This window comes from Streptococcus sp. HF-100 (assembly GCF_015594635.1).
GTDB classification, from domain to species: Bacteria; Bacillota; Bacilli; order Lactobacillales; family Streptococcaceae; genus Streptococcus; species Streptococcus vaginalis.
Genome location: NZ_JADNQV010000002.1, coordinates 215,157 through 234,595, shown reverse-complemented (window position 1 = coordinate 234,595; position 19,439 = coordinate 215,157). Strand labels below are relative to the sequence as shown.

The window sequence follows — 19,439 nt, the reverse complement described above, 5'->3', positions numbered from 1 at the left end:
AACAAAATCTACAGTGTTTCGCTATTTAAAAAAACAACAATCGTCAGATTGCTGCTTAACGTCTAATTACTTGCTACGTCCGTTTTCTTCATTGTCTAAAAGATAATCTTCTAAAACAGTAAAAATTTCTGTAACAACCAAACCAGACTCTGAAAATTCTAATCCTTCTTCTGGCAAGGTTTTACGCCAATAATCACCAAAAATAGCCTGCCAATCTCTTAAACTACGATTGCCTTCCCCTTCTACAAAAGCTTCTTCTGCTGTCACTTGATGAAAGGGACGGACAAGAACTTTTTTTGTCACCATAACCAAGGCTCGACTAGGATTCTCCATTCTATCTAGCATGATGGAGACTTCTCCAACTTTAGGTAACGATACCTTGTCTTTTTCATACTCTTCAAACCAAGAACTTGTCGCTTGCTTAATTCCTCTCAATGTCAAATCATATAAGTCTGGAAATTCATCTGGATGTGCCCAAACTTCTGCCTGAGGATACTTCCTACTTAGTTCTATTAGATTTATCTTTCTTATCCCTGCCAATTTTCTTGATCATGCTTAAATTTCTCAAGTAGAGCCAAACCTTCTGCTGAAACATAGCCTTCTTGTTCTGCCAGATTGATCAATTCAGTATAGTTAGATAAGGTTACTAATTTCACACCTGCATCTGAAAAATTCTTTTCTGCTCTAGGTAATTCATAAGTGAAAATAGCCACCACTCCAATGACATCTGCACCTTCTCGCTTTGCTGCAGCAACGGCATCCAAAACAGAACCACCAGTTGAAATCAAATCCTCAACCACGACCATTTTTTGACCTGATTTTACCCGACCTTCAATCTGATTTCCAGCCCCATGATCTTTTGGTTTACTACGAATATAGGCAAAGGGCAAATTCATCTTGTCTGCAATAATAGCACCATGAGGAATACCCGCTGTCGCTGTTCCAGCAATCACTTCTACTTCTGGAAATTCAGCCTTGATTTTCTCTACAAAGCCATTTTCAATCAACGTTCGCGTTTCTGGATAGGCCAAGGTCACACGATTGTCTGTATAAATTGGAGACTTGATACCGCTTGCCCAAGTGAAAGGTTCTTTCGGTTTCAAGTAAACAGCCTCAATGTTCAGTAAGTCACGGGCAATATCTTTTTCTAAAGTCATGATTTCTCCCTTACAATAATTCAATAGTGGAAACAAAATATTGTTCCAAAAAATATGTCTTTTCTTTAATATCTTCTATGGTAATATTCTCATTTGTAGAGGTCAGTACCCACTTATCCTCCACATCATCTTGTCGGTGAATAACAGCAATCAATTCTCCTTCAAAAGATTCCAAAGGTTCTCGTATTTTTTCCGAAATGATATAAACATCTTGTTCTTCGCCGTCTCCAGCAAATAAATCCGGAATATAACCATAGTTGATAGGATAACAATTGCCAAAGTTGTCTTTGTAACCTATTGGTCTGTCAATGATTGCTCGATAGATTTTTCTAACCATTCACCCATTCCGCCTTTATAGCTCGGTAAGCAGCTACTGGATCAGTTGCTCGTGTGATTGGACGCCCAACCACAATGTAATCACTACCAATTTGATGAGCTTCTTGCGGCGTCATAACTCGTTTTTGATCCCCGATTTCAGAACCAGCTGGTCGAATACCTGGAGTGACGCACAGAAAATCTTCTGATGTTGCGGCTTTAATCAGCTTAACCTCCTGAGCCGAACAAACAACTCCGTCCAGTCCAGCTTCCTTAGCTTTGCAGGCATAGTTGACAACAGATTCTGAAACAGTTGTTTGGATATTTTGGCAATCCCGCATATCTTCCTCACTGGTAGAAGTCAGCTGAGTCACTGCTACTAGCTTTGCCTGATTACCTAAAACCTTCTTGGCTTCTCGCATCATTTCCACGCCACCTGCCGCATGAACCGTCACCATATCAATCCCAAAGGTTCTCAAAACTGACATGGCAGAGCGCACTGTATTTGGGATGTCGTGCAATTTCAAATCTAGGAAAATGCTATGTCCCAAACCTTTCAGATAATGCACAATTTCCGGCCCAATGGCATAGAAAAATTCCATACCGATTTTGACATATAACTTTTCGTCTTCTGGAAAATGCTCTAAAAACTCCTTGACATCATCAAATGACGGAAAATCAAGGGCAATAATAGGACGTTCTTCACGCATGGATTCTTCTCCTTTTTTATAGGCTTTTCGCCATTTTTAACCTTTTGACAGAATCTATAGCTCTGCCACCTTTCAATACTGACTATACTACATCAAACGGTGAAGTTGCTTAGTAGCACTAGCTAATCATCAATAGCTCTAAATTTGCCTTATTACGAGCTATAGAAAAACCTTGCCCGAGGCAAGGTTACACGAAAATTGGCAGCAACTGCCATTTTAACCGTATCTTCCTTAGTAGCCTCTCTGGACTTCTTTAAAGGTTTTATTTCAATTATTTTATAATTTACTTTATCTCTTGTCAAGTAAAACATCAATTAAGCAAGAAAATTTTCTCTAACTTCTGCTCGCAGACTTTCCAAACTTTCAATGCCATACTTATCCATAACTTTAGGTAGGTTCTCAATGATATTAGGACAAGCATAAGGGTCAGTGAAATTTGCCGTGCCAACACCAATAGCTGATGCTCCCGCAATAAACATTTCAATGGCTGCTTCTGCTGAATCTACTCCACCCATACCAATGATTGGCAAACTGCTGGATTGAGCTACCTGACGAATTAACTTCAAGGCGACTGGAAAAACAGCTGGTCCTGACATCCCACCCGTTCCATTTGCAATAATGGGTTTTCTGCTTTTTAAGTCAAACCGCATGCCAACCAAAGTGTTAATCATAGTAAAGCCTGTTGCTCCTGCAGCTTCAACTGCCATAGCTATCTGCGTAATATCTGCTACACTAGGTGTCAATTTCACATAGACCGGCACTTCCGATACATCTACTGCTGCCTTCGCAGCCTCGTACGCCAAATCCGGCACCTGCCCAATCAATAATCCTCCATTGCCATGATCCACATTAGGGCAAGAAATATTGAGTTCGATTGCTTTAACGTTTGGTGCTTGAGAAATTTTTCCCGCAACAAAAGCATATTCTTCATTAGAAAATCCAGCAACATTAGCAATAATCGGCAGATTAGGATAATGTTGAGCCAGCCAAGGAAGCTTTTCTGCTAACACCACATCTACACCAGGATTTTGCAAACCAATAGCATTGAGCATACCAGCTGGTGTTTCCGCCACGCGCGGTGTCGGATTGCCAAAACGAGGATTCTGCGTGCTTGCTTTAATCATGATCGAGCCAAGCACATCTAGGTCATAATATTTGGCATATTCTTGACCAAAACCAAAACAGCCCGAAGCTGGAATAATTGGATTTTTCAGTTCCAAACCCGGAAGAGAAACTGCTAAACGATTTTTCGACATGTTCACCTCCTACACCAAAACTGTACCAGTCGCAAAAACTGGACCGTCTTCACAGACACGCTTATTGACTGATTGATCCTTACCAGCCACATGAAGTACGCAAGCATAGCAAGCTCCCATTCCACAAGCCATTCGTGACTCCATAGAAATGTAAGCTCGCGGATGACTACGAAATGTTTCATCAACATATTTGAGCATGCCGGGAGCTCCACAAGCATAAACCGCTGTAAAACTTTCTGACAACTCATTCACAACAGAGGAAACATAGCCTTTGCGACCATAAGAACCGTCATCTGTTGTTACGATGACACGACCATATTTTTTCATCTCTTCTTCCAAAATAACGGCGGCTTTTGTTGCAAATCCAAGAACTGAAGTGACCTTGACCCCTTTGCTATGTAATTCTTTTGCTACCTGCAGCAAGGGCGGAACACCAATACCGCCTCCTATGATTAAGGCTGTATCTTCAATGTCCAAACCAGATAAATCAAACCCATTTCCTTGAGGACCCATGACATCCAACTGAAAACCCTTCTGCAATTTAGAAAAAATTTCTGTGCCTGCCCCTTCTATCCTGTAAATAATCCGACAAATTTTTCTCTCTTTATCAATCTCTGAAATTGAAATAGGTCGCCGTAGAAGCTTTGTATCATCTGGGACTCGAATATGTAGAAACTGCCCAGCCTTCATCTGGCTAACCATTTCCCCTTGTAAATCCATAGCAAAAATTCGCGGAGCAATTTCCTCTTGATGCACAATGTTCATCTTTTCCAACATGATTTTTCCAAATCTTTTCTTACACGAACTACTTACCATTTCTACCTCATTTCTTTACCAAAAAAGACCTCGCACACACACGCAAGGTCTCACGAAAATAGAGAGTAGACTGCTCCCACTCTTCCTTCACCTGAAACCTTGGAAGCCTCGCTGGACTTTCTTAAAGGTTAAATTTAACATATTTTACAACTTAACAAGTGTTTTGTCAATGCTAATGTGATAAAATAGGCTTATGAGAATTCAGCAATTACATTATATTATCAAAATCGTCGAAACGGGCAGTATGAACGAAGCTGCCAAACAATTATTCATCACCCAGCCCAGTCTATCTAATGCTGTGCGTGATTTGGAAAATGAAATGGGTATTGAGATTTTCATCCGCAATCCCAAAGGCATTACCTTGACTAAGGACGGCATGGAATTTCTTTCCTATGCTCGTCAGGTAGTAGAGCAAACCCAGCTGCTGGAAGAACGTTATAAAAATCCCGTTGCTAATCGAGAACTTTTCAGCGTTTCCTCACAACACTACGCCTTTGTGGTCAATGCTTTCGTATCTCTGCTCAAAAAGAGTGACATGGAAAAGTACGAGCTCTTCCTGCGGGAAACCCGAACTTGGGAAATCATTGATGACGTCAAAAATTTCCGTAGTGAAATTGGTGTTCTATTTCTCAACAGCTACAACCGCGATGTCCTCTCCAAAATGCTAGATGACAATCACTTGATTGCCACTCATCTCTTTACCGCACAGCCCCATATCTTTGTCAGCAAGAGCAATCCTCTAGCAAAGAAAAAACTGGTGCAATTAGCTGATCTAGAAGATTTTCCTTATCTGAGCTATGACCAAGGCACCCACAATTCCTTTTACTTTTCAGAAGAAATCCTATCCCAAGAACACCATAAAAAATCCATCGTTGTCAGTGACCGAGCAACCCTTTTCAATCTTTTAATCGGTCTTGACGGCTACACTATCGCAACTGGTATTCTCAACAGCAATCTCAACGGTGACAATATTGTTTCCATTCCGCTAGATATTGATGACCCTATTGAGCTGGTTTATATCAAACACGAAAAAGCTAGTTTGTCTAAAATGGGGGATAAATTCATTGAGTACCTGTTAGAAGAAGTTCAATTTGATAAGTAAATCATAACCATCTGTTCCACTCTTATATGTGATAAACAATGAAATTTTTATGCTATATTTTCTCCTGTCGCTTTACAATAGGCTTGAATCCTTTTATTGTACTGCGGTGGGAGTTTTTTCTACAATTCTCGTCTTTCTACCCAGCGGGCGGACTATATTCCATAGATAGAATGATCTGAAAGCTCACAAATAAAAACAGCACAAACTTTCTTACCATAGGTTTGTGCTATTTTCTTTAATACATAGGTCTATCGCCGTCTGTTCTTGGCTTTGAAATGCCTAGACTAGCATAACTGTGTAAAGACGGTTCTTTTATGATACGAACAATCAAATCCGCAATACTTACTCTTGAAATGATTGTTCCCTTGTAAAACTCCCCTTTTTCTGTTAATTCATAGTCAATTTCAGGATTATTTGTCATGTATGCGGCGCGTAAAATCGTATAATTAACAGTAGACTCTTCAATGATTTTCGCTGCGCGACGAGTATCGTCCATAATATCCGAACCAATACTTTCTTCTACCCAACGACCAAACTCTCCTGGAACTTCGTGATACAAACCAAGGCCTGTTACATAAATCAAACGAGAAACTTGATTTTCTTCCATTGCTTTAACAATATTTGCTACCATAGGCTCAAACTGTCCACCAAGATTGGCGTAGACATATCTTGACCTTTCATAACTTTTGTCAAGGCTGCAAAATCATTGACATCCCCTTCAAGAACATCCACTCGTTCACCTGCAAGTGACTATAAACGAGCAATTTTTCGCAAATAAAGCGTCAAATGTACATCTGTTTCCTGTAATAATCTTGGAATCACCAAACGAGCAATTTGCCCATTGGCTTCTAAAATAAGAACTCTCTTCATTCTAACAGTAACTTTCTAATCTTTTAATTGATTATATTCTTCGTCTGAAACGGCTTCACACCATTCATTTGACAAATCTTCCCCAGGAACACCAAGCACTATATGACTGAACCAAGAATCTTTTTTCGCACCGTGCTAGTGCTTTACATTCGCGGGGATAATCACTACAGAGCCTTCAGATAAACTAACGGCTTCTTTACCTTCTTCTTGATACCAGCCTTCACCAGCCGTACAAATCAAAATTTGTCCACCACCCTTGCTAGCGTGGTGAATATGCCAATTATTTCGACAGTCAGGCTCAAAAGTAACATTATGAAGGGCAATCACACCATCCTTTGTTGCACCGAGAGCATTTAGATACGATTGACCGATAAAGTATTGAGCATAAGCATCATTTGATGTACCAAGTCCGAAATGATTTGCCTTATCAAAGGCTTCTTTTGTTTGATATTTCATTTTTCTACTTCCTTTGTGATAAATTTACTGTTGTGCATTTGCAACTTCGTTGATACAGCTAAGTGCATTGAGAGTACGCGGATAACCGATATAAGGGATACAGGCAGAGATGACTGCAATTAACAACGTTTTATCATTTCCCAAGTAAAGATTGGCTGCAATATGTCCCTTCAACTGCGGTTCACAGCCCCCTTGAGAATAAAGGTAGCAAAATGTCAGCAATTCACGCTCAGCATAATCAAGGCTAGAGCGAGTATAGTAATCACTGAAACAATTATCGACTAACCATTTGTTGATATGGCGTACATCCGGCTCTCCCTTTGTCGCAAAGCCCTTCATCTGGTCGCCAAAAATTGCAATCTGAGCTTCTTCACCAGCTTCTAAGCGAGTTTGATTTTTCGTGTTTTTTTGACTAGCCAAAGGAAGTGACATTCCTTGATTGGTAAAAATCGTATTCGTAGGTGCGAAAAAGGCATAAACCCGACTAAGACCTAGATAAGCAACCGCTTGATACAGCATTTCTTTGACTTCCACAGCTTTCACCCCATTGTCCAAAGCAACGGGAAGAATCTCTTTGTAGGCTTCAAGCCCTTGACTGCCAACTAAAACAGCTAAAATGGCTAACTAATATCTTCTTTCATCTAATGAGAAGGGGAGGTCTTTCGGCACTTCCTGAAAAGCGAATTGTTTAAAGAGTGCAACAAATTCTGGATCCGTTTCAGATAAGCCTAGCAAATCCGGAAAAGAGACTTTATTATCAATATCCATGACATTTCCTCACTTTCTTCTTTACATTTCTTATTGTACGGCTTTGCTTTTGACAAATCAATTTGAATTGCAAGAAAAATCAGATAAGAAAAACTTATCTGAAATAACGTTTAGCAATTTCTAAAAAATCTTCTGTGTAAGGATGAGCATGCTCCAAATGATAAAAAAGAAAATAGTCTCGCTCTATCGGTTGCTGATTCTGCAAAAGAGGAAATTCGCAATATTCGCAATAAAGGTTTGAAGTTGCCTTAGTAGTCATTTTTTCAAAAGGAAAATAAGCAGTAGAAACCATGAGTTGCAATGCTGCTTCTTCTGGAGAATAAGCAAAATTAAATTCCGACTGAAAACCAAGATTGTCACGATAATAATCAGATTCTATCTTTTCCTGTCCTTTCACAGCTAATAACAAAGCTGGATAGACCTGCAAGTCTTTCATCTGAACAGATTTTGATTGGGATAAAGGATGAGTATGTCCAACTCTGATATAAAGCGGGAAAGAAGTTAAGCAAATATTCGCATAATTGCCAGAAAATGCTTTTTGCTGGTCGCTAATGGTCATATCCAACTTTTGCTGACGCAGTGCCGTGCCAATCTCTTCATGACTTCCTACCATGATCTCCAACTGAACACTTGGAAAACGCTCTTTGAATTCAGCTAAAATCTGGGGCAGTACGCTTTCTGTCCATTCCCCACAATAGACCTATCCGCATGGAAACTGGCTGTGTTCCTGTCAAAACTTGTGTATCAGCTACCAAGCCATTATAATCTTCTAGCAACCGTTGACTTTTTTGATAAAAAATTTCTCAGCTCTCGTTAAATGAAATCCGCGATTTTTGCGTTCAAAAAGGATCACACCAAGCTCCTCTTCCAGCGACTTCATCTGTTGGGACATGACCGATTGCGAAATAAAATTTTCTTCTGCTGCTTCTGTAAAACTCCCTGTACGAACAATATCCTGAAAATACGACAGCTGTTTAAAATTCATCCCATTTCCTCCTATACTTGCCTGATTTCATTATATCATGAAATGCAAAAAGCCTGTCATTCAAATGAACAGACTTTCATTAAAACTTGGTATATTACGCTTCTTTTACGACTAATTCTTCTCCTAATTGTGTGTAACGTTCTGCTTTTAAGTTCCTAATCGTCCACAAGGCAGCAAAGCTAATCAAATAAAGACTTGCTAGGAAAATCATAACCATTGAGACACTTGAAACATCTAAAATTTTCCCAATAATCACAGATGAAAAGCCTCCAATTGCTCGTCCGACATTTAAGATGACATTATTAGCTGTGGAGCGAATATGAGCTGGATACAATCTCGTAATCATCGCGCCATAGCCCGCAAACATTCCATTTACAAAGAAACCGACAATCGCACCGCCGATAATCATGGCTGGCATTGAATTGGCAAATTGGAAGAGGTAAACACACATAGAAGAAGCTAAAAGAAAGATTGAATAAACAAATCTTGGTCCCCATTTATCAAGGATTTGACCGAAAGTGAGCATTCCCAGACACATTCCCAAAATCGTTGAGACCATCCAAAGTGAGGAATCTTTTACAGAAATATGCAGGCTTGTTTGGATAATGGTTGGAAGCCAGTTCATCATCCCAAAATATCCAGCAATTTGTACCGTCGTCATGACCATTAGTGCTAACGTCTGAGCTGTTAGAGCTGGTGTTTTAAACAATTCGCTCATTTTAACAGACTGACGCCCTTCTGCTTTTAATGTCACATTGCCATTATCTCGGATATGATCATCATCAATCGCTAACATCATCCACAAAACCAAGGCAATAGGCGCAAGTCCAAAGAGGAAAAGCCCCTTCCAACCAAGTGCGGGAGCTAACCAACCTGCTAAAAGTGCTGAAGTAATAGAACCAACTTGCCCTGCAATTCCATTCAAAGATGAAATGCGCCCCATTTTTCCAATAGGAACAATACCTGCCATAATCGCAATGGCAACCCCATACTCTCCACCAACACCTATCCCAGCAATGAAACGCATGAGATAGAGATAATAAATATTTTGTGTAAAGTAAATCAGCCCTGTCGCTAATGAAAAAATAACAATCGTCCATTTAAAGACTTTGAACTTGTGATAACGGTCAGCCAGTATACCAAAGAGCAAACCACCAACCAACATTCCTAGATTGGTAATCGTCGCAATCCAGCCCCCTTGGGCTCCTGTAACGCCCAATTCTGAAATGATAGACGACATCGAAAAAGCTAAGAACATGACATTTAAGTCGTCTGTTCCTGATGCAACAATTGCAGCAACTAATGCTCGCTTATTATTTTTGTCTAAAGACATGCACATTCTCCTTAATCGTAGCTCACAGACTACATTTATTAATTGAATACAGCCCTAAAAATCAAAAAGCTCAGGAAGTCCTGAGCCAAAAGTTTACAGTAAAATAGTAGATTAGCACCTTAATCCATTTTAACGATTACTTTTATGCCTCACGGGACATGATTAAAGTTGTATTAATTGTATTAAGTATAAGATAGATAAATAGATTTGTCAAGAGCTTTTAAAAAATAGTTTTGAACGACTTGTGCTGCTCTCTGCTCTCATTTTACAAGATAAATGAAAAATTGTACAATAACGATAGATGATACTGGTATTCATTTTACCTATAGTCAAAGCTGTCCAACTCATTAATCAAAAAGGAGACATCATGCTGAATTTACAACACTTGGAGCAACTCATTGTTTTATCACAGGAGGGAACCTTGTCTAAAGCAGCCGACGTCCTACTCATCTCTCAGCCATCCTTAACTCGAAATATGCAAATGCTTGAAGATGAATTGGGAGTTATTCTTTTTGAGCGAAGAAAAAATAAATTAAGTTTCACGGAAACCGGTCATCAAACAGTTAAACTAACCCAAAAATTCCTGAAACAAAAACAAAAATTTCTCGATGATGTACAACATTTTGCATTAAAAGAAAGTATTATTTTTGGTGGTGTTAATGCACCGGGAGCCATCTTTGAACTGGAAAGTCGTATAAAAGAAAAGGGCTTGGAGCAACACATTCAAATTGAGCAAAAGACGAATGACGAATTGGAGAAAGCTCTGGACGATGAAAACGTTCACTTCATTGTAACAGACTATCCTATCAAAAAAGAGCATATTCTTTCCATGGATCTTTTCATGGAGCAACTTTACTTATCCGTTCCCTTGACTCACCCGTATGCCACACGAAAAGAGATAAAGCTTGCAGAATTGGCTAATTTGACTATGCTGCTGCGCTCGGATCTAGGCATTTGGCAGCCATTAGTCAATCAACTGACGCAAACAAAGTTTATTGTTCAAAAAGATCGGGCAGCCTTTGTTGATTTAGTAAATGCTTCTGCATTACCAACTTTTTCTACCAATATTACTCAACAAAACACTGAAGAATCCACTGTAAATAGCCAACGTATCCAGATTCCTATCTCGGACAAAGAAGCTACCAAGACTTTCTACATTTCCGTTTTGAAGAAGAACAAAGCTATTTTACAGGAGTTGGTGAAAACTAAATAGTCCATGCTCATGAAAAAAACAAGATATATTCACTATAAAATAAGATTATTAATCAACTCAATATCGTTCTAATATTAAAACTGAATAAGATGAAAAAGCCCAACTCAATCAAAATAAAAAGTTAGGCTTTTTTCTTGGTACTATTGTTACTATTGTATTGTAAGATAAGGCTATCAGTTAAAATACTTGCCCTTTATATACAGACCTATCACCAAAATATTTTCTAATAGAAATATCAAATATGATTAATTTAACATATTTGTTTGGAAATAACAATGCAATAATTGGTAAGATAAAATAGCTAGCAAGAACAAATAGACTAAATTTTGGAGTTAACATTAGATAACCTTTCAAAAATTATAATAAAGCATTCTTTACATCAGATTACTTACATATATAATAATCTTCCTCAAGCGAAAATCAAGCAATTATACCCAATTGTTATTAAAATGTTATCTGAATGAACACCAGCATAGTTATTTTCTGAAATCAAACGAAAATCCTGTTTTCATTTTCTCCCCAGAAATCCTAAAAAGAGATCTACTGTGCTGGCTTCTTGATGATTAAAGAAAAGGCTGGTTTGGGTATCCATACTTGCAATCTTTGCCATATCTTCTGCACTGAGTTCAAAGTCAAAAACATCAATATTTTCCTTCATTCGCTCAAAACGTGAAGACTTAGTCAAGCAAACAATTCCCCGTTGAACTTGCCAGCGAACCATGACTTGTGCAGTGGATTTACCATGTTTATCAGCAATACTTTTGAGAATTGGATTGTTGAAAATGTCACCACGACCTTCTGCAAAAGTAGCCCAAGATTCAATTTGCACCTTATTTTTTATCATATTTTCTTGTGCGAATATCTGTTGATTCAGTGGGTGAGTTTCCACTTGATTGACTTGTGGTGTAATCTCATTGAAAGCTACAATGTCGCTGAGACGATCTGGATAGAAATTAGACACACCAATCGCTCGAAGTTTTCCTTCTTTGTAAAGTTTTTCCAAAGCACGGTAGGCACCATAATAGTCACCAAAAGGTTGGTGGAGCAACATAAGATCCAGATAATCTAACTCCATTCTGTCAAGAGATTCTAAAACCGAGGCATAAGCCTTGTCGTATCCATAGTTGGATAACCAGACTTTACTAGTGATGAAAAACTCTTTGCGATCAATCCCAGACTCTCGAATCGCCTCGCCTACTTCCTTTTCATTGGCATAGGCTTGAGCAGTATCAAAATGACGATAACCTGCCTTGATAGCATTTAGCACAGCACTCTTGGTATCTTTGGGAGCAATTTGGTACACTCCAAAACCTTAAATTGGAATTTCGACACCGTTGTTTAAGGTTATATTTTGCATGTGATTTCCTCTTTTAGCAATTTTTATCATAAGTATAACGCTCTTTTCAGAAAAAGTACAATAGCAAAATTTCAGAGTGGGTATGCAAAAAATGAATAGCAAATTATCGTCCGATTCATAATTTATAACAACAAAAAGAGGAGATTAGGATAGATGACCATGATTGTGTCAGCAGCCCTAGTCGTCTGTCCTACTCCTTCTCAATTTCTTTGATTTCGCTGGTTTTGTCTATCTACAAGGCGCTCTTGGACTAAGGAGACAACCTCATCATTTGTTGGCAAGTCCGAGTGCTGGGCATCCGCACCTGTGACTGTGGTTTCAGTATAGTGCGCTGCTTGCCCCTGATAAATATATTTCCCTGCACTCACGCTCGTATCTGGTACCAATTCGTCTGAATCATAAGTAATGGTTCCTGCAACAGAATACATAGCTAAAGTGGTCGGAATATTTTTGCGATTTTTAATAAAATCAGCTAACATCTCAGTTTTGTTGTTGATATTGATTTCAGTAAAGTTATAAGGTGTTCCTATTGTCATCAATTTCTTCAATTCCACATCATAGCTGCCGAGGTAATTTTCAATAAAAGCTGTGTAAATTAAACCACCATTCGAGTGACCCAAGCCCTTAAAATTATTGAAATTGTATTTTCCTTGGAGATTTTCAAAGGCAACGTCAACCATTTTGGCTTGTTTTTTGATGTTACTATAGCCATCTTTATTATTTTCAAAACCAATTACAATAATTGGCTCGTTATCATTCGCTGCGATAGATCCGCTATATGTAATTCGTCCGTCATTCCAGACCTTAACTTTGAGCAAGCTATGCTTCACGCCACGATGTCTTTGATTGAGCTTTTGAACCAAGCTGTCAAAGCGGTTTTCCGTAGCAGAACTACCTGGTATCATAATGATTGGCGACATCCGAGCATTATAAAATTTAGCAATTTGATCAATGTTTTTTCTCGTCCAACTATAAGAGGGAACTGCTAGTCCTATCAAAAAAATTAGAACAGTCAGCAGCACTATTTTTATCTTTTTAGTCATGTTCGCCTCCTTTCTGATCCATTTGTCTGAGTTCCTCATGAATCCGGTCATTAAATCTCACAAAGGGGATATAAATAAGAACATCGATAATAAAAATGAAAATTCCTACTGCTAATGCTCGCAAACTTCCGCCTGTCCCAATAAAAGCATAGAGTACACTTGGCGCTCCGCTAGGAACTGGATAAACAGCCGGAGGCATTATTCTAAAATATAGAAAAATACTAGCTACAAAGACATTCAGCATTGGTACGAGGATAAAAGGGATTAAAAATAGAAAGTTGAAAAATATAGGAATCCCAACCATAAAGGCTACACCATGGTTAAAAAGTGAAGGAAAAATACTTTTCAAACTCACATCTCGGTCTTTGTCACTCCGAGATTTCCAGAGAATAGCTACGAGAAGAGCTAAAACTCCGCCCAGTCCCGCAAATGTTCCATAAGCATCATACAGATTGGTCGTTGAAAAGAGATAAGGTACCCCTGTTGTAGTATGATATTTCAAAGCATAATTGAGATTATCCAAGGCAAAGGAGTCGTTGACAAATGGCAAGTCATTAAATGGATTACTATTTCCAATCCAAGCACTAAAAGTCCGTAAGGCAGTATTCATTTCAATGACAAAGATATTGTTTCTATTGACAATTAAGCCTGACAAAAAATTTGCAATTGTTGAAAAAACATTGTGTCGATTGCCCAGATTAATGAGAAAACTAACCAAGACAGCCAGAGCAAACGAGCAAAAGATAGGGCGCAACGTTTTAGGGTAATAAATAAAATGCTCATCTACAATGTGGTCATCATTCGGACTTGAAAATCGAAAAATTTGTCCCACCACATAACCAATCAATATCGCAACAATTAGATTGATATTGACAGGAAGATTGATTTTCGTCAAAGCGCCGTCATTTAAAACCACCGAAAATAATTCGCGCGAATTAACTAATAAGCTAAAAATAAAGGCTGTAATCCCAGCTGTCCCCGTACTACGACCATAATAACCAGCTGTGTATTTTGCACTAAAATAAGTCGCTAATGGTCCTGCCAATCCCCCTATCAGATAGGTGAAATTTGTCGTAACTAAGCTAATAGTTGAAAAATGAGGAAACCAAGAGCGAACGCTGAATAGGTTGTTAATATAACCATTTACTGAAAAAACCGACTCTGACAAAACCATTGTTGTCGTTGTTAGCAAGAAAAAAGGAAAGAGCGATACCAATGTTTCTTGTGTAATTTTAATGAAACTCATTTGCCGAAAGGCAATCATTTTTTTTATTAAGTATTGATCTATACGACTTTTTCTGGTTAATTTATTGAACATCATAGCTTGATTGTAGCATAGTTGAGATGACAATTCAATTAGCCTTTTTAAAATTAAATGCTACATGTTTGAATATTTATTATTCAATGTTTTTTAATCAGACCTAAAAAGGCTCAGATAAAAATCTAAACCTTTGAATTCTTTTACCCTAATTTTCTTGTAACATATTTTTGTGACTGTGCAGACAAAACGCTAATAATCGTTCCCACAGCACCGGCACCTGTGAATAATAATAGCAAACCAAGATTTGTCCAATAAGAGATATGTACTTCATTTCCTTTCAAAATATAATTTGTCAAATAAGTAAAGGCAGTAAACACATCCAAACTTTCTGCTTTTGCAAGCTGAATCGCATAGTCAAATTGATGTGCAACCAACATCATCACAAACATAAACACGACACTGATTGCAATCCCAACTTTGGATAACTTTTTACCTAACAATTCATATCCTTTGATTGTACAAACTCCCATGACAATCCCTGCAACAACAGCTACATATCCAAGTTGAGCAATCACCAAGGTAACAATTCCCCCTATCAAGCTTCCCAGAAATGCCCCTACTGTACCTGCTAAGATACTTTCTTTTTGATGATCATAAGCTTGATTGGCGATAGACAAATCCGAACTTAATTCCTGAAAGGCTTCTGGTGAAAGCAGTAAAAGATTTCCTCCGACTTGATAAAGATCTACTTGCCCTGCTTTTCCTGTCTGCTCGCAAACATTCGTCAGATTTCTTTCTTTCAAGAACGCGATAATATCTTGTAATCCCTGACGAATATGTTCACGTGTTTTTCCTTTAGTCATACCAGTTTTAATATAAAAAGTTGCTTTATATAAATTAACCTGATAAGTTTTCAAAGCCTTAGAAGATTTCGTCAATTCTTTAAATTCTTCCAAAGACGGTAATGCTTCACCATTTTTTACCGAACAACAAATACAATATTGATTTTTTTGATTCGTTTGTTCAATATAGAAAGTATAACCACCCTTTTGACCAAAAATAACAGATGAAGTCTCATCAAACTGCAACCCCAACTCATCCGCAAGTGCCTGCAAATCAAGTTTATTCATAGCCGGACTCCTTTATATATTCTTTATTTATTATAGCATACATTTGAATAAATAGACAAGAGGGAATTTTTCGTAAGAATATTAAAAGAGGTTAGGACAAAAATTCCCAACCTAAAAGCATACTATGTAATAAATCAACAACGCAGCGACTGATTGCTCAAAGTACTGCCTTGAGGTGCAGATAGAGCTTTCCAAGCGGTTCACCTTTCAAGCTCGGAAGAGCCACTTTGGGCGAAAACTTTGTTTTCTTTATCTGCCACCTCAATAATCTCTCAGACTATTGAGCAACCTTACGAAGGTAGGATTACGAACTAAATTTTCGTTTCATTAGTTCTGTTCCACCCTCTTCACTCTCTTCTCATTTTTCTACTCGAACGCCTCGGCAATCAACCTGAAGGTCAAAAACTTGTCCTTTAAATTGTTGCTCTTCTATTTTCTCTTTTATCATATTCGACTGGTCTTTTGGTGCTAGAACCATCACAGTAGGTCCTGCTCCTGATAGATAAGTCGCATACGCACCGTTTTTCTTTGCCAACATCTTGATTTTTGGAAATTCCTTAATCAAACCTTGGCGAAAATGCTCATGAAAACGGTCGGACTCAATAGCACGCCCCGCTGTTACCATATCGCCCTTCATTAAAGCGGCAATAGCCACATTCGCTACAGAGCTTGCAGTGACAGCTTCACGATAAGATAAACCTTTTGGAAGAACGCCACGGCTGTCTTTAGTACGCAATTCATAATTTGGAACATAGGCAATAAACCTTACTTCTGGAAACTCCGTCACCACAGTTGAAACTTTCTCGTTTAAATAACTAGAAATCGTCAAATTACCATAAATAGCAGGTGCCACATTATCTGGATGTCCCTCAATTTTCGTCGCAAAATTCAATTTTTCAGCATTTGACAACTGCAAATTTGCCAATTGATTTGCAAGTTCAATTCCTGCAACAATAACGGAACTAGAAGAACCCAGACCACGCGCTAAAGGAATATCACTTGTCATTTTTAAATGATGAGGTTGAATAGCTGGAGCAATTCTGCGCGCCACTTTAATCAATAAATTCCGTTCATTTGAAGGAATACGCCGCTCCAAATCATGCTCAATTAGCCAACGGTCGCTTTCTCCCAAAACTTCAATGGTTAGATATTTACTGACAGCTACACCAACCGAGTCAAATCCTGGACCAATATTCGCGCTCGTTGCAGGTACAATAATTTTCATTTTATTCTCCTAATACTTTGAAGGTGTTCAATAATTTAAAATCAGAAGTTGCCTGCAATTTTCGAGTGACATTTTCTAGCTGCGTTTTGTTGACAGCATGGGTAATAATCACAACACGTGCAGTATTTCCGTCTGTTCCTTGTTGCAGAATTTGCTTAAAGGAGACATTTTCAGCATTAAAAATTTTTGCTAAGCGTAAAACTTGTCCTTTCGCATCAGGTGCTAATATCGAAAAGTAATACGGGCTCTTACGATCTTCTGGTTTAGCCAGAACTAATTCACGCTGAAACTCATTAAAGGCTTTTCCAACAGTTCCTTCGTTAATCCGTCGAACAATCCGAATAATATCTGCAACAACACTTGTTGCAGTGGGTTTTTGTCCCGCACCTGGACCGTAATACATCGACTCACCAATACCGATAGAGTCTACAAAGATTGCATTCATCACGCCATTTACACTAGCAAGAGGATGAGATTTTGGTAAAAAGGTCGGTGTGACTTCTGCAGCGAGACCTGATTTTGTTTCTTCAATAGAACCAACTAATTTGACAACATAACCTAATTGCTGCGCAACCGCTACATCTTCTGGTGTAATATTGCGAATGCCTTGGTGGGCGACATCTTCAAATTTAACCGTCATTCCAAAGGCAAATTGACTTAAAATAACCATTTTATATGCAGCATCAATTCCGTCCACATCATTGGTTGGGTCACTTTCTGCAAATCCAAGTCGCTGTGCTTCAGCAAGTGCCGCCTCATAAGACCAACCTTCTTCTACCATTTTGGTCATCATGAAGTTGGACGTTCCATTGACCACACCGAGAATACGCGTAATTTTATCAGAAGCTAGGGAATTAACAAGCGTGCGTAAAATCGGAATTCCTCCCGCTACTGCCGCTTCATAGTAAAGAGCCACCTTATGTTTTGCAGCAATCTCAAGCAACTCAGCGCCATGAACTGCCAGCAAGTCTTTATTTGCAGTGACAACATGTTTACCTGCTTCTAACGCTTGAGTGATGAAAGTTTTTGCAGGTTCAATACGCCCCATCAATTCAACGACAATCGTTACTTCTTTATCATTCACAATTTCATCAATCGTCGTGACAAAATTAAAATGATTTCCTGCTGCTAACAAGCGTTCTTTTTCAGCATCACCTTTTACCAATACTTTCGCAATTTCAATTTCTGAATGAGCTGCTTGCACAATCTTTTCACTATTTTCTTTCAATAAAAATGGAACACCACTAGCAACTGTCCCAAAACCAAGTAAAGCAATTTTAATAGACATGACTACTCCTTGAGATTTTATGCTTTTTATTATAGCAAATAAACTTGTTTTTTTCTAGTAAGCAAACTTCAGGATTTTTATAAAAATAATAGAAATCTATTTTAAAAAATTGTGAACGGTTAGTCAGAAATATGGTAAAATATACATAGTGATTTAAAAGTAAAAGGAGTTCCACATAATGGGAAAACATTCTGGTAATCGTTCTGTACGAAATCGTATTCGTAAGAGGAGACAACGGCGTGCTATTATAAGCTTCATCTTATTGGTTGTTCTGGTGATTGCAGGAACATTTATGTGGAAACGCTCTGGAACAAATCTGGCTAATAACCATACAAGAACTGCCACTTCAAAAGTGAGCAAATCTTCTACTTCTCAAGCAACTACTAAAGAGACATCTGGATCTAGTGAAAAAGTAAGCAAAGTGAAATGGATAAAGCAAGATCAGCCTGTTAAATTCCCTATTTTGATGTACCATGCGATTCACAATATGGATCCTTCTGAAGCAGCAAATGCTGGTTTGATTGTCTCGCCTGAAACGTTTGAAAGTCATTTGAAAGCTCTAAAAGACGCTGGCTATTATACTCTCACGCCAAAGGAAGCCTATAAAGTTTTGACTGAAAATGTCCTTCCGAAAAATAAAAAAGTCGTTTGGTTGACCTTTGATGATAGTTTGAGAGATTTTTACACCAATGCTTTCCCACTTCTTCAAAAATACCAAATGCGGGCAACCAATAATGTCATTACTGGTTTTGTCGAAAATGGGCGCGAGGATATGCTGACGCTTGAGCAAATCAAGGAAATGAAGCAAAAGGGAATGTCTTTTGAAGATCATACCGTTAACCATCCGGATTTATCCCTTTCAAGTGCAGAAACACAAACGACAGAATTGCAAGCCTCTAAGCAGTATCTAGACAGCAACCTCTCCCAAAATACAACGACGGTTGCTTATCCTTCAGGACGTTATAGTGAAACAACGACACAAATTGCTGAAAGCCTCGGCTATAAAATGGGATTGACAACCAACAACGGACTAGCTTCTCTTAATGACGGACTTTTAACCCTCAACCGTGTTCGTGTCAATCCAACAACGACTGCACAAGACTTATTAAATGAAATTGCTACAAATTAAAGAATAGGACTTGGCTCAAAAATGA

Annotated in this window: 19 protein-coding genes and 2 pseudogenes; 3 read left to right on the top strand and 18 right to left on the bottom strand. The window is 38.4% G+C overall.

Annotated features, from left to right (window positions below; genetic code table 11):
* Positions 1–66: 66 nt before the first annotated feature.
* The 6 genes from IYQ23_RS03435 to IYQ23_RS03410 form a co-directional block, all read right to left on the bottom strand.
* Positions 67–540: an ASCH domain-containing protein gene (locus IYQ23_RS03435; RefSeq protein WP_229311921.1), complete on the bottom strand. Its 474-nt coding sequence runs from the start codon at positions 538–540 to the stop codon at positions 67–69.
* Complete coding sequence (gene pyrE / locus IYQ23_RS03430; protein WP_195674074.1) at positions 528–1,157, bottom strand: orotate phosphoribosyltransferase; 630 nt, start codon at positions 1,155–1,157, stop codon at positions 528–530. The genes IYQ23_RS03435 and pyrE overlap by 13 nt, the downstream gene beginning before the upstream one ends.
* 10 nt (positions 1,158–1,167) lie before the next feature.
* Entirely contained in the window at positions 1,168–1,494 is a 327-nt protein-coding gene (locus tag IYQ23_RS03425) for an inorganic diphosphatase (RefSeq protein WP_003042579.1), read from the bottom strand.
* Positions 1,487–2,182 (bottom strand): orotidine-5'-phosphate decarboxylase, encoded by a 696-nt coding sequence (pyrF, locus tag IYQ23_RS03420; RefSeq protein WP_004224883.1) that lies wholly within the window; start codon positions 2,180–2,182, stop codon positions 1,487–1,489. The genes IYQ23_RS03425 and pyrF overlap by 8 nt, the downstream gene beginning before the upstream one ends.
* A gap of 314 nt (positions 2,183–2,496) precedes the next feature.
* Positions 2,497–3,438 (bottom strand): dihydroorotate dehydrogenase, encoded by a 942-nt coding sequence (locus tag IYQ23_RS03415; RefSeq protein ID WP_021001614.1) that lies wholly within the window; start codon positions 3,436–3,438, stop codon positions 2,497–2,499.
* 9 nt (positions 3,439–3,447) lie between these two features.
* Positions 3,448–4,254 carry a dihydroorotate dehydrogenase electron transfer subunit gene (locus tag IYQ23_RS03410; protein ID WP_195674073.1) on the bottom strand — a complete coding sequence of 269 codons (807 nt, stop codon included), beginning with the start codon at positions 4,252–4,254 and terminating at the stop codon, positions 3,448–3,450.
* Positions 4,255–4,447: 193 nt separating this feature from the next.
* Here IYQ23_RS03410 and IYQ23_RS03405 point away from each other — a divergent pair, with 193 nt between their 5' ends.
* Positions 4,448–5,356 carry a LysR family transcriptional regulator gene (locus tag IYQ23_RS03405; RefSeq protein ID WP_004224921.1) on the top strand — a complete coding sequence of 303 codons (909 nt, stop codon included), beginning with the start codon at positions 4,448–4,450 and terminating at the stop codon, positions 5,354–5,356.
* 235 nt (positions 5,357–5,591) lie between these two features.
* On the opposite strand, the gene IYQ23_RS09530 is transcribed toward IYQ23_RS03405, so the two are convergent.
* The 6 genes and pseudogenes from IYQ23_RS09530 to IYQ23_RS03375 all read right to left on the bottom strand — a co-directional run bounded on the left by IYQ23_RS09530 (position 5,592) and on the right by IYQ23_RS03375 (position 9,768).
* Positions 5,592–5,987 carry an NAD(P)H-binding protein gene (locus tag IYQ23_RS09530; RefSeq protein WP_225620254.1) on the bottom strand — a complete coding sequence of 132 codons (396 nt, stop codon included), beginning with the start codon at positions 5,985–5,987 and terminating at the stop codon, positions 5,592–5,594.
* Positions 5,988–6,241: 254 nt separating this feature from the next.
* Positions 6,242–6,682: pseudogene (locus IYQ23_RS03395) on the bottom strand (cupin domain-containing protein).
* A 24-nt stretch (positions 6,683–6,706) separates the two neighbouring features.
* Positions 6,707–7,450: pseudogene (locus IYQ23_RS09675) on the bottom strand (carboxymuconolactone decarboxylase family protein).
* Between the two features lie 94 nt (positions 7,451–7,544).
* Positions 7,545–8,072, bottom strand: a complete 528-nt coding sequence (locus tag IYQ23_RS03385) for a LysR family transcriptional regulator (protein ID WP_229311919.1) — start codon at positions 8,070–8,072, stop codon at positions 7,545–7,547.
* A 147-nt stretch (positions 8,073–8,219) separates the two neighbouring features.
* Positions 8,220–8,435, bottom strand: coding sequence for a LysR family transcriptional regulator (locus IYQ23_RS03380; protein ID WP_195674072.1), 216 nt, complete (start codon positions 8,433–8,435; stop codon positions 8,220–8,222).
* Between the two features lie 94 nt (positions 8,436–8,529).
* Positions 8,530–9,768, bottom strand: a complete 1,239-nt coding sequence (locus tag IYQ23_RS03375) for an MFS transporter (protein WP_195674071.1) — start codon at positions 9,766–9,768, stop codon at positions 8,530–8,532.
* A 367-nt stretch (positions 9,769–10,135) separates the two neighbouring features.
* Between IYQ23_RS03375 and IYQ23_RS03370 the strand changes: the two genes are divergently transcribed.
* Positions 10,136–10,981: a LysR family transcriptional regulator gene (locus tag IYQ23_RS03370; RefSeq protein ID WP_195674070.1), complete on the top strand. Its 846-nt coding sequence runs from the start codon at positions 10,136–10,138 to the stop codon at positions 10,979–10,981.
* A 508-nt stretch (positions 10,982–11,489) separates the two neighbouring features.
* Here IYQ23_RS03370 and IYQ23_RS03365 read toward each other — a convergent pair.
* From IYQ23_RS03365 to IYQ23_RS03340, 6 genes are all read right to left on the bottom strand, one after another.
* A complete protein-coding gene (locus tag IYQ23_RS03365) occupies positions 11,490–12,284 on the bottom strand; it encodes an aldo/keto reductase (protein WP_324253107.1) in 795 nt (264 codons plus the stop codon).
* A 254-nt stretch (positions 12,285–12,538) separates the two neighbouring features.
* Positions 12,539–13,381, bottom strand: a complete 843-nt coding sequence (locus IYQ23_RS03360; protein WP_195674069.1) for an alpha/beta hydrolase — start codon at positions 13,379–13,381, stop codon at positions 12,539–12,541.
* Positions 13,374–14,702: a PTS sugar transporter subunit IIC gene (locus tag IYQ23_RS03355; protein ID WP_195674104.1), complete on the bottom strand. Its 1,329-nt coding sequence runs from the start codon at positions 14,700–14,702 to the stop codon at positions 13,374–13,376. The genes IYQ23_RS03360 and IYQ23_RS03355 overlap by 8 nt, the downstream gene beginning before the upstream one ends.
* A 140-nt stretch (positions 14,703–14,842) precedes the next feature.
* On the bottom strand, positions 14,843–15,772 hold the full coding sequence (locus IYQ23_RS03350) for a hypothetical protein (RefSeq protein ID WP_195674068.1): 930 nt from the start codon (positions 15,770–15,772) through the stop codon (positions 14,843–14,845).
* Between the two features lie 358 nt (positions 15,773–16,130).
* Positions 16,131–16,997, bottom strand: coding sequence for a homoserine kinase (gene thrB, locus IYQ23_RS03345; RefSeq protein ID WP_195674067.1), 867 nt, complete (start codon positions 16,995–16,997; stop codon positions 16,131–16,133).
* A gap of 1 nt (position 16,998) precedes the next feature.
* Positions 16,999–18,285 carry a homoserine dehydrogenase gene (locus tag IYQ23_RS03340; RefSeq protein ID WP_195674066.1) on the bottom strand — a complete coding sequence of 429 codons (1,287 nt, stop codon included), beginning with the start codon at positions 18,283–18,285 and terminating at the stop codon, positions 16,999–17,001.
* Between the two features lie 178 nt (positions 18,286–18,463).
* On the opposite strand from IYQ23_RS03340, the gene IYQ23_RS03335 reads away from it, so the two are divergent.
* Entirely contained in the window at positions 18,464–19,414 is a 951-nt protein-coding gene (locus tag IYQ23_RS03335; RefSeq protein WP_021001756.1) for a polysaccharide deacetylase family protein, read from the top strand.
* Positions 19,415–19,439: the final 25 nt, after the last annotated feature.

Bases quoted from the DNA above. Each gene is read 5' to 3' on its own strand.
- IYQ23_RS03415 (WP_021001614.1), bottom strand. From the start codon at position 3,438: ATGTCGAAAAATCGTTTAGCAGTTTCTCTTCCGGGTTTGGAACTGAAA.
- IYQ23_RS03410 (WP_195674073.1), bottom strand. From the start codon at position 4,254: ATGGTAAGTAGTTCGTGTAAGAAAAGATTTGGAAAAATCATGTTGGAA.
- pyrE (WP_195674074.1), bottom strand. From the start codon at position 1,157: ATGACTTTAGAAAAAGATATTGCCCGTGACTTACTGAACATTGAGGCT.
- IYQ23_RS03370 (WP_195674070.1), top strand. From the start codon at position 10,136: ATGCTGAATTTACAACACTTGGAGCAACTCATTGTTTTATCACAGGAG.
- IYQ23_RS03405 (WP_004224921.1), top strand. From the start codon at position 4,448: ATGAGAATTCAGCAATTACATTATATTATCAAAATCGTCGAAACGGGC.
- thrB (WP_195674067.1), bottom strand. From the start codon at position 16,997: ATGAAAATTATTGTACCTGCAACGAGCGCGAATATTGGTCCAGGATTT.
- IYQ23_RS03375 (WP_195674071.1), bottom strand. From the start codon at position 9,768: ATGTCTTTAGACAAAAATAATAAGCGAGCATTAGTTGCTGCAATTGTT.
- IYQ23_RS03335 (WP_021001756.1), top strand. From the start codon at position 18,464: ATGGGAAAACATTCTGGTAATCGTTCTGTACGAAATCGTATTCGTAAG.
- IYQ23_RS03380 (WP_195674072.1), bottom strand. From the start codon at position 8,435: ATGAATTTTAAACAGCTGTCGTATTTTCAGGATATTGTTCGTACAGGG.
- IYQ23_RS03350 (WP_195674068.1), bottom strand. From the start codon at position 15,772: ATGAATAAACTTGATTTGCAGGCACTTGCGGATGAGTTGGGGTTGCAG.
- pyrF (WP_004224883.1), bottom strand. From the start codon at position 2,182: ATGCGTGAAGAACGTCCTATTATTGCCCTTGATTTTCCGTCATTTGAT.
- IYQ23_RS03425 (WP_003042579.1), bottom strand. From the start codon at position 1,494: ATGGTTAGAAAAATCTATCGAGCAATCATTGACAGACCAATAGGTTAC.
- IYQ23_RS03340 (WP_195674066.1), bottom strand. From the start codon at position 18,285: ATGTCTATTAAAATTGCTTTACTTGGTTTTGGGACAGTTGCTAGTGGT.
- IYQ23_RS09530 (WP_225620254.1), bottom strand. From the start codon at position 5,987: ATGGTAGCAAATATTGTTAAAGCAATGGAAGAAAATCAAGTTTCTCGT.
- IYQ23_RS03360 (WP_195674069.1), bottom strand. From the start codon at position 13,381: ATGACTAAAAAGATAAAAATAGTGCTGCTGACTGTTCTAATTTTTTTG.
- IYQ23_RS03355 (WP_195674104.1), bottom strand. From the start codon at position 14,702: ATGATGTTCAATAAATTAACCAGAAAAAGTCGTATAGATCAATACTTA.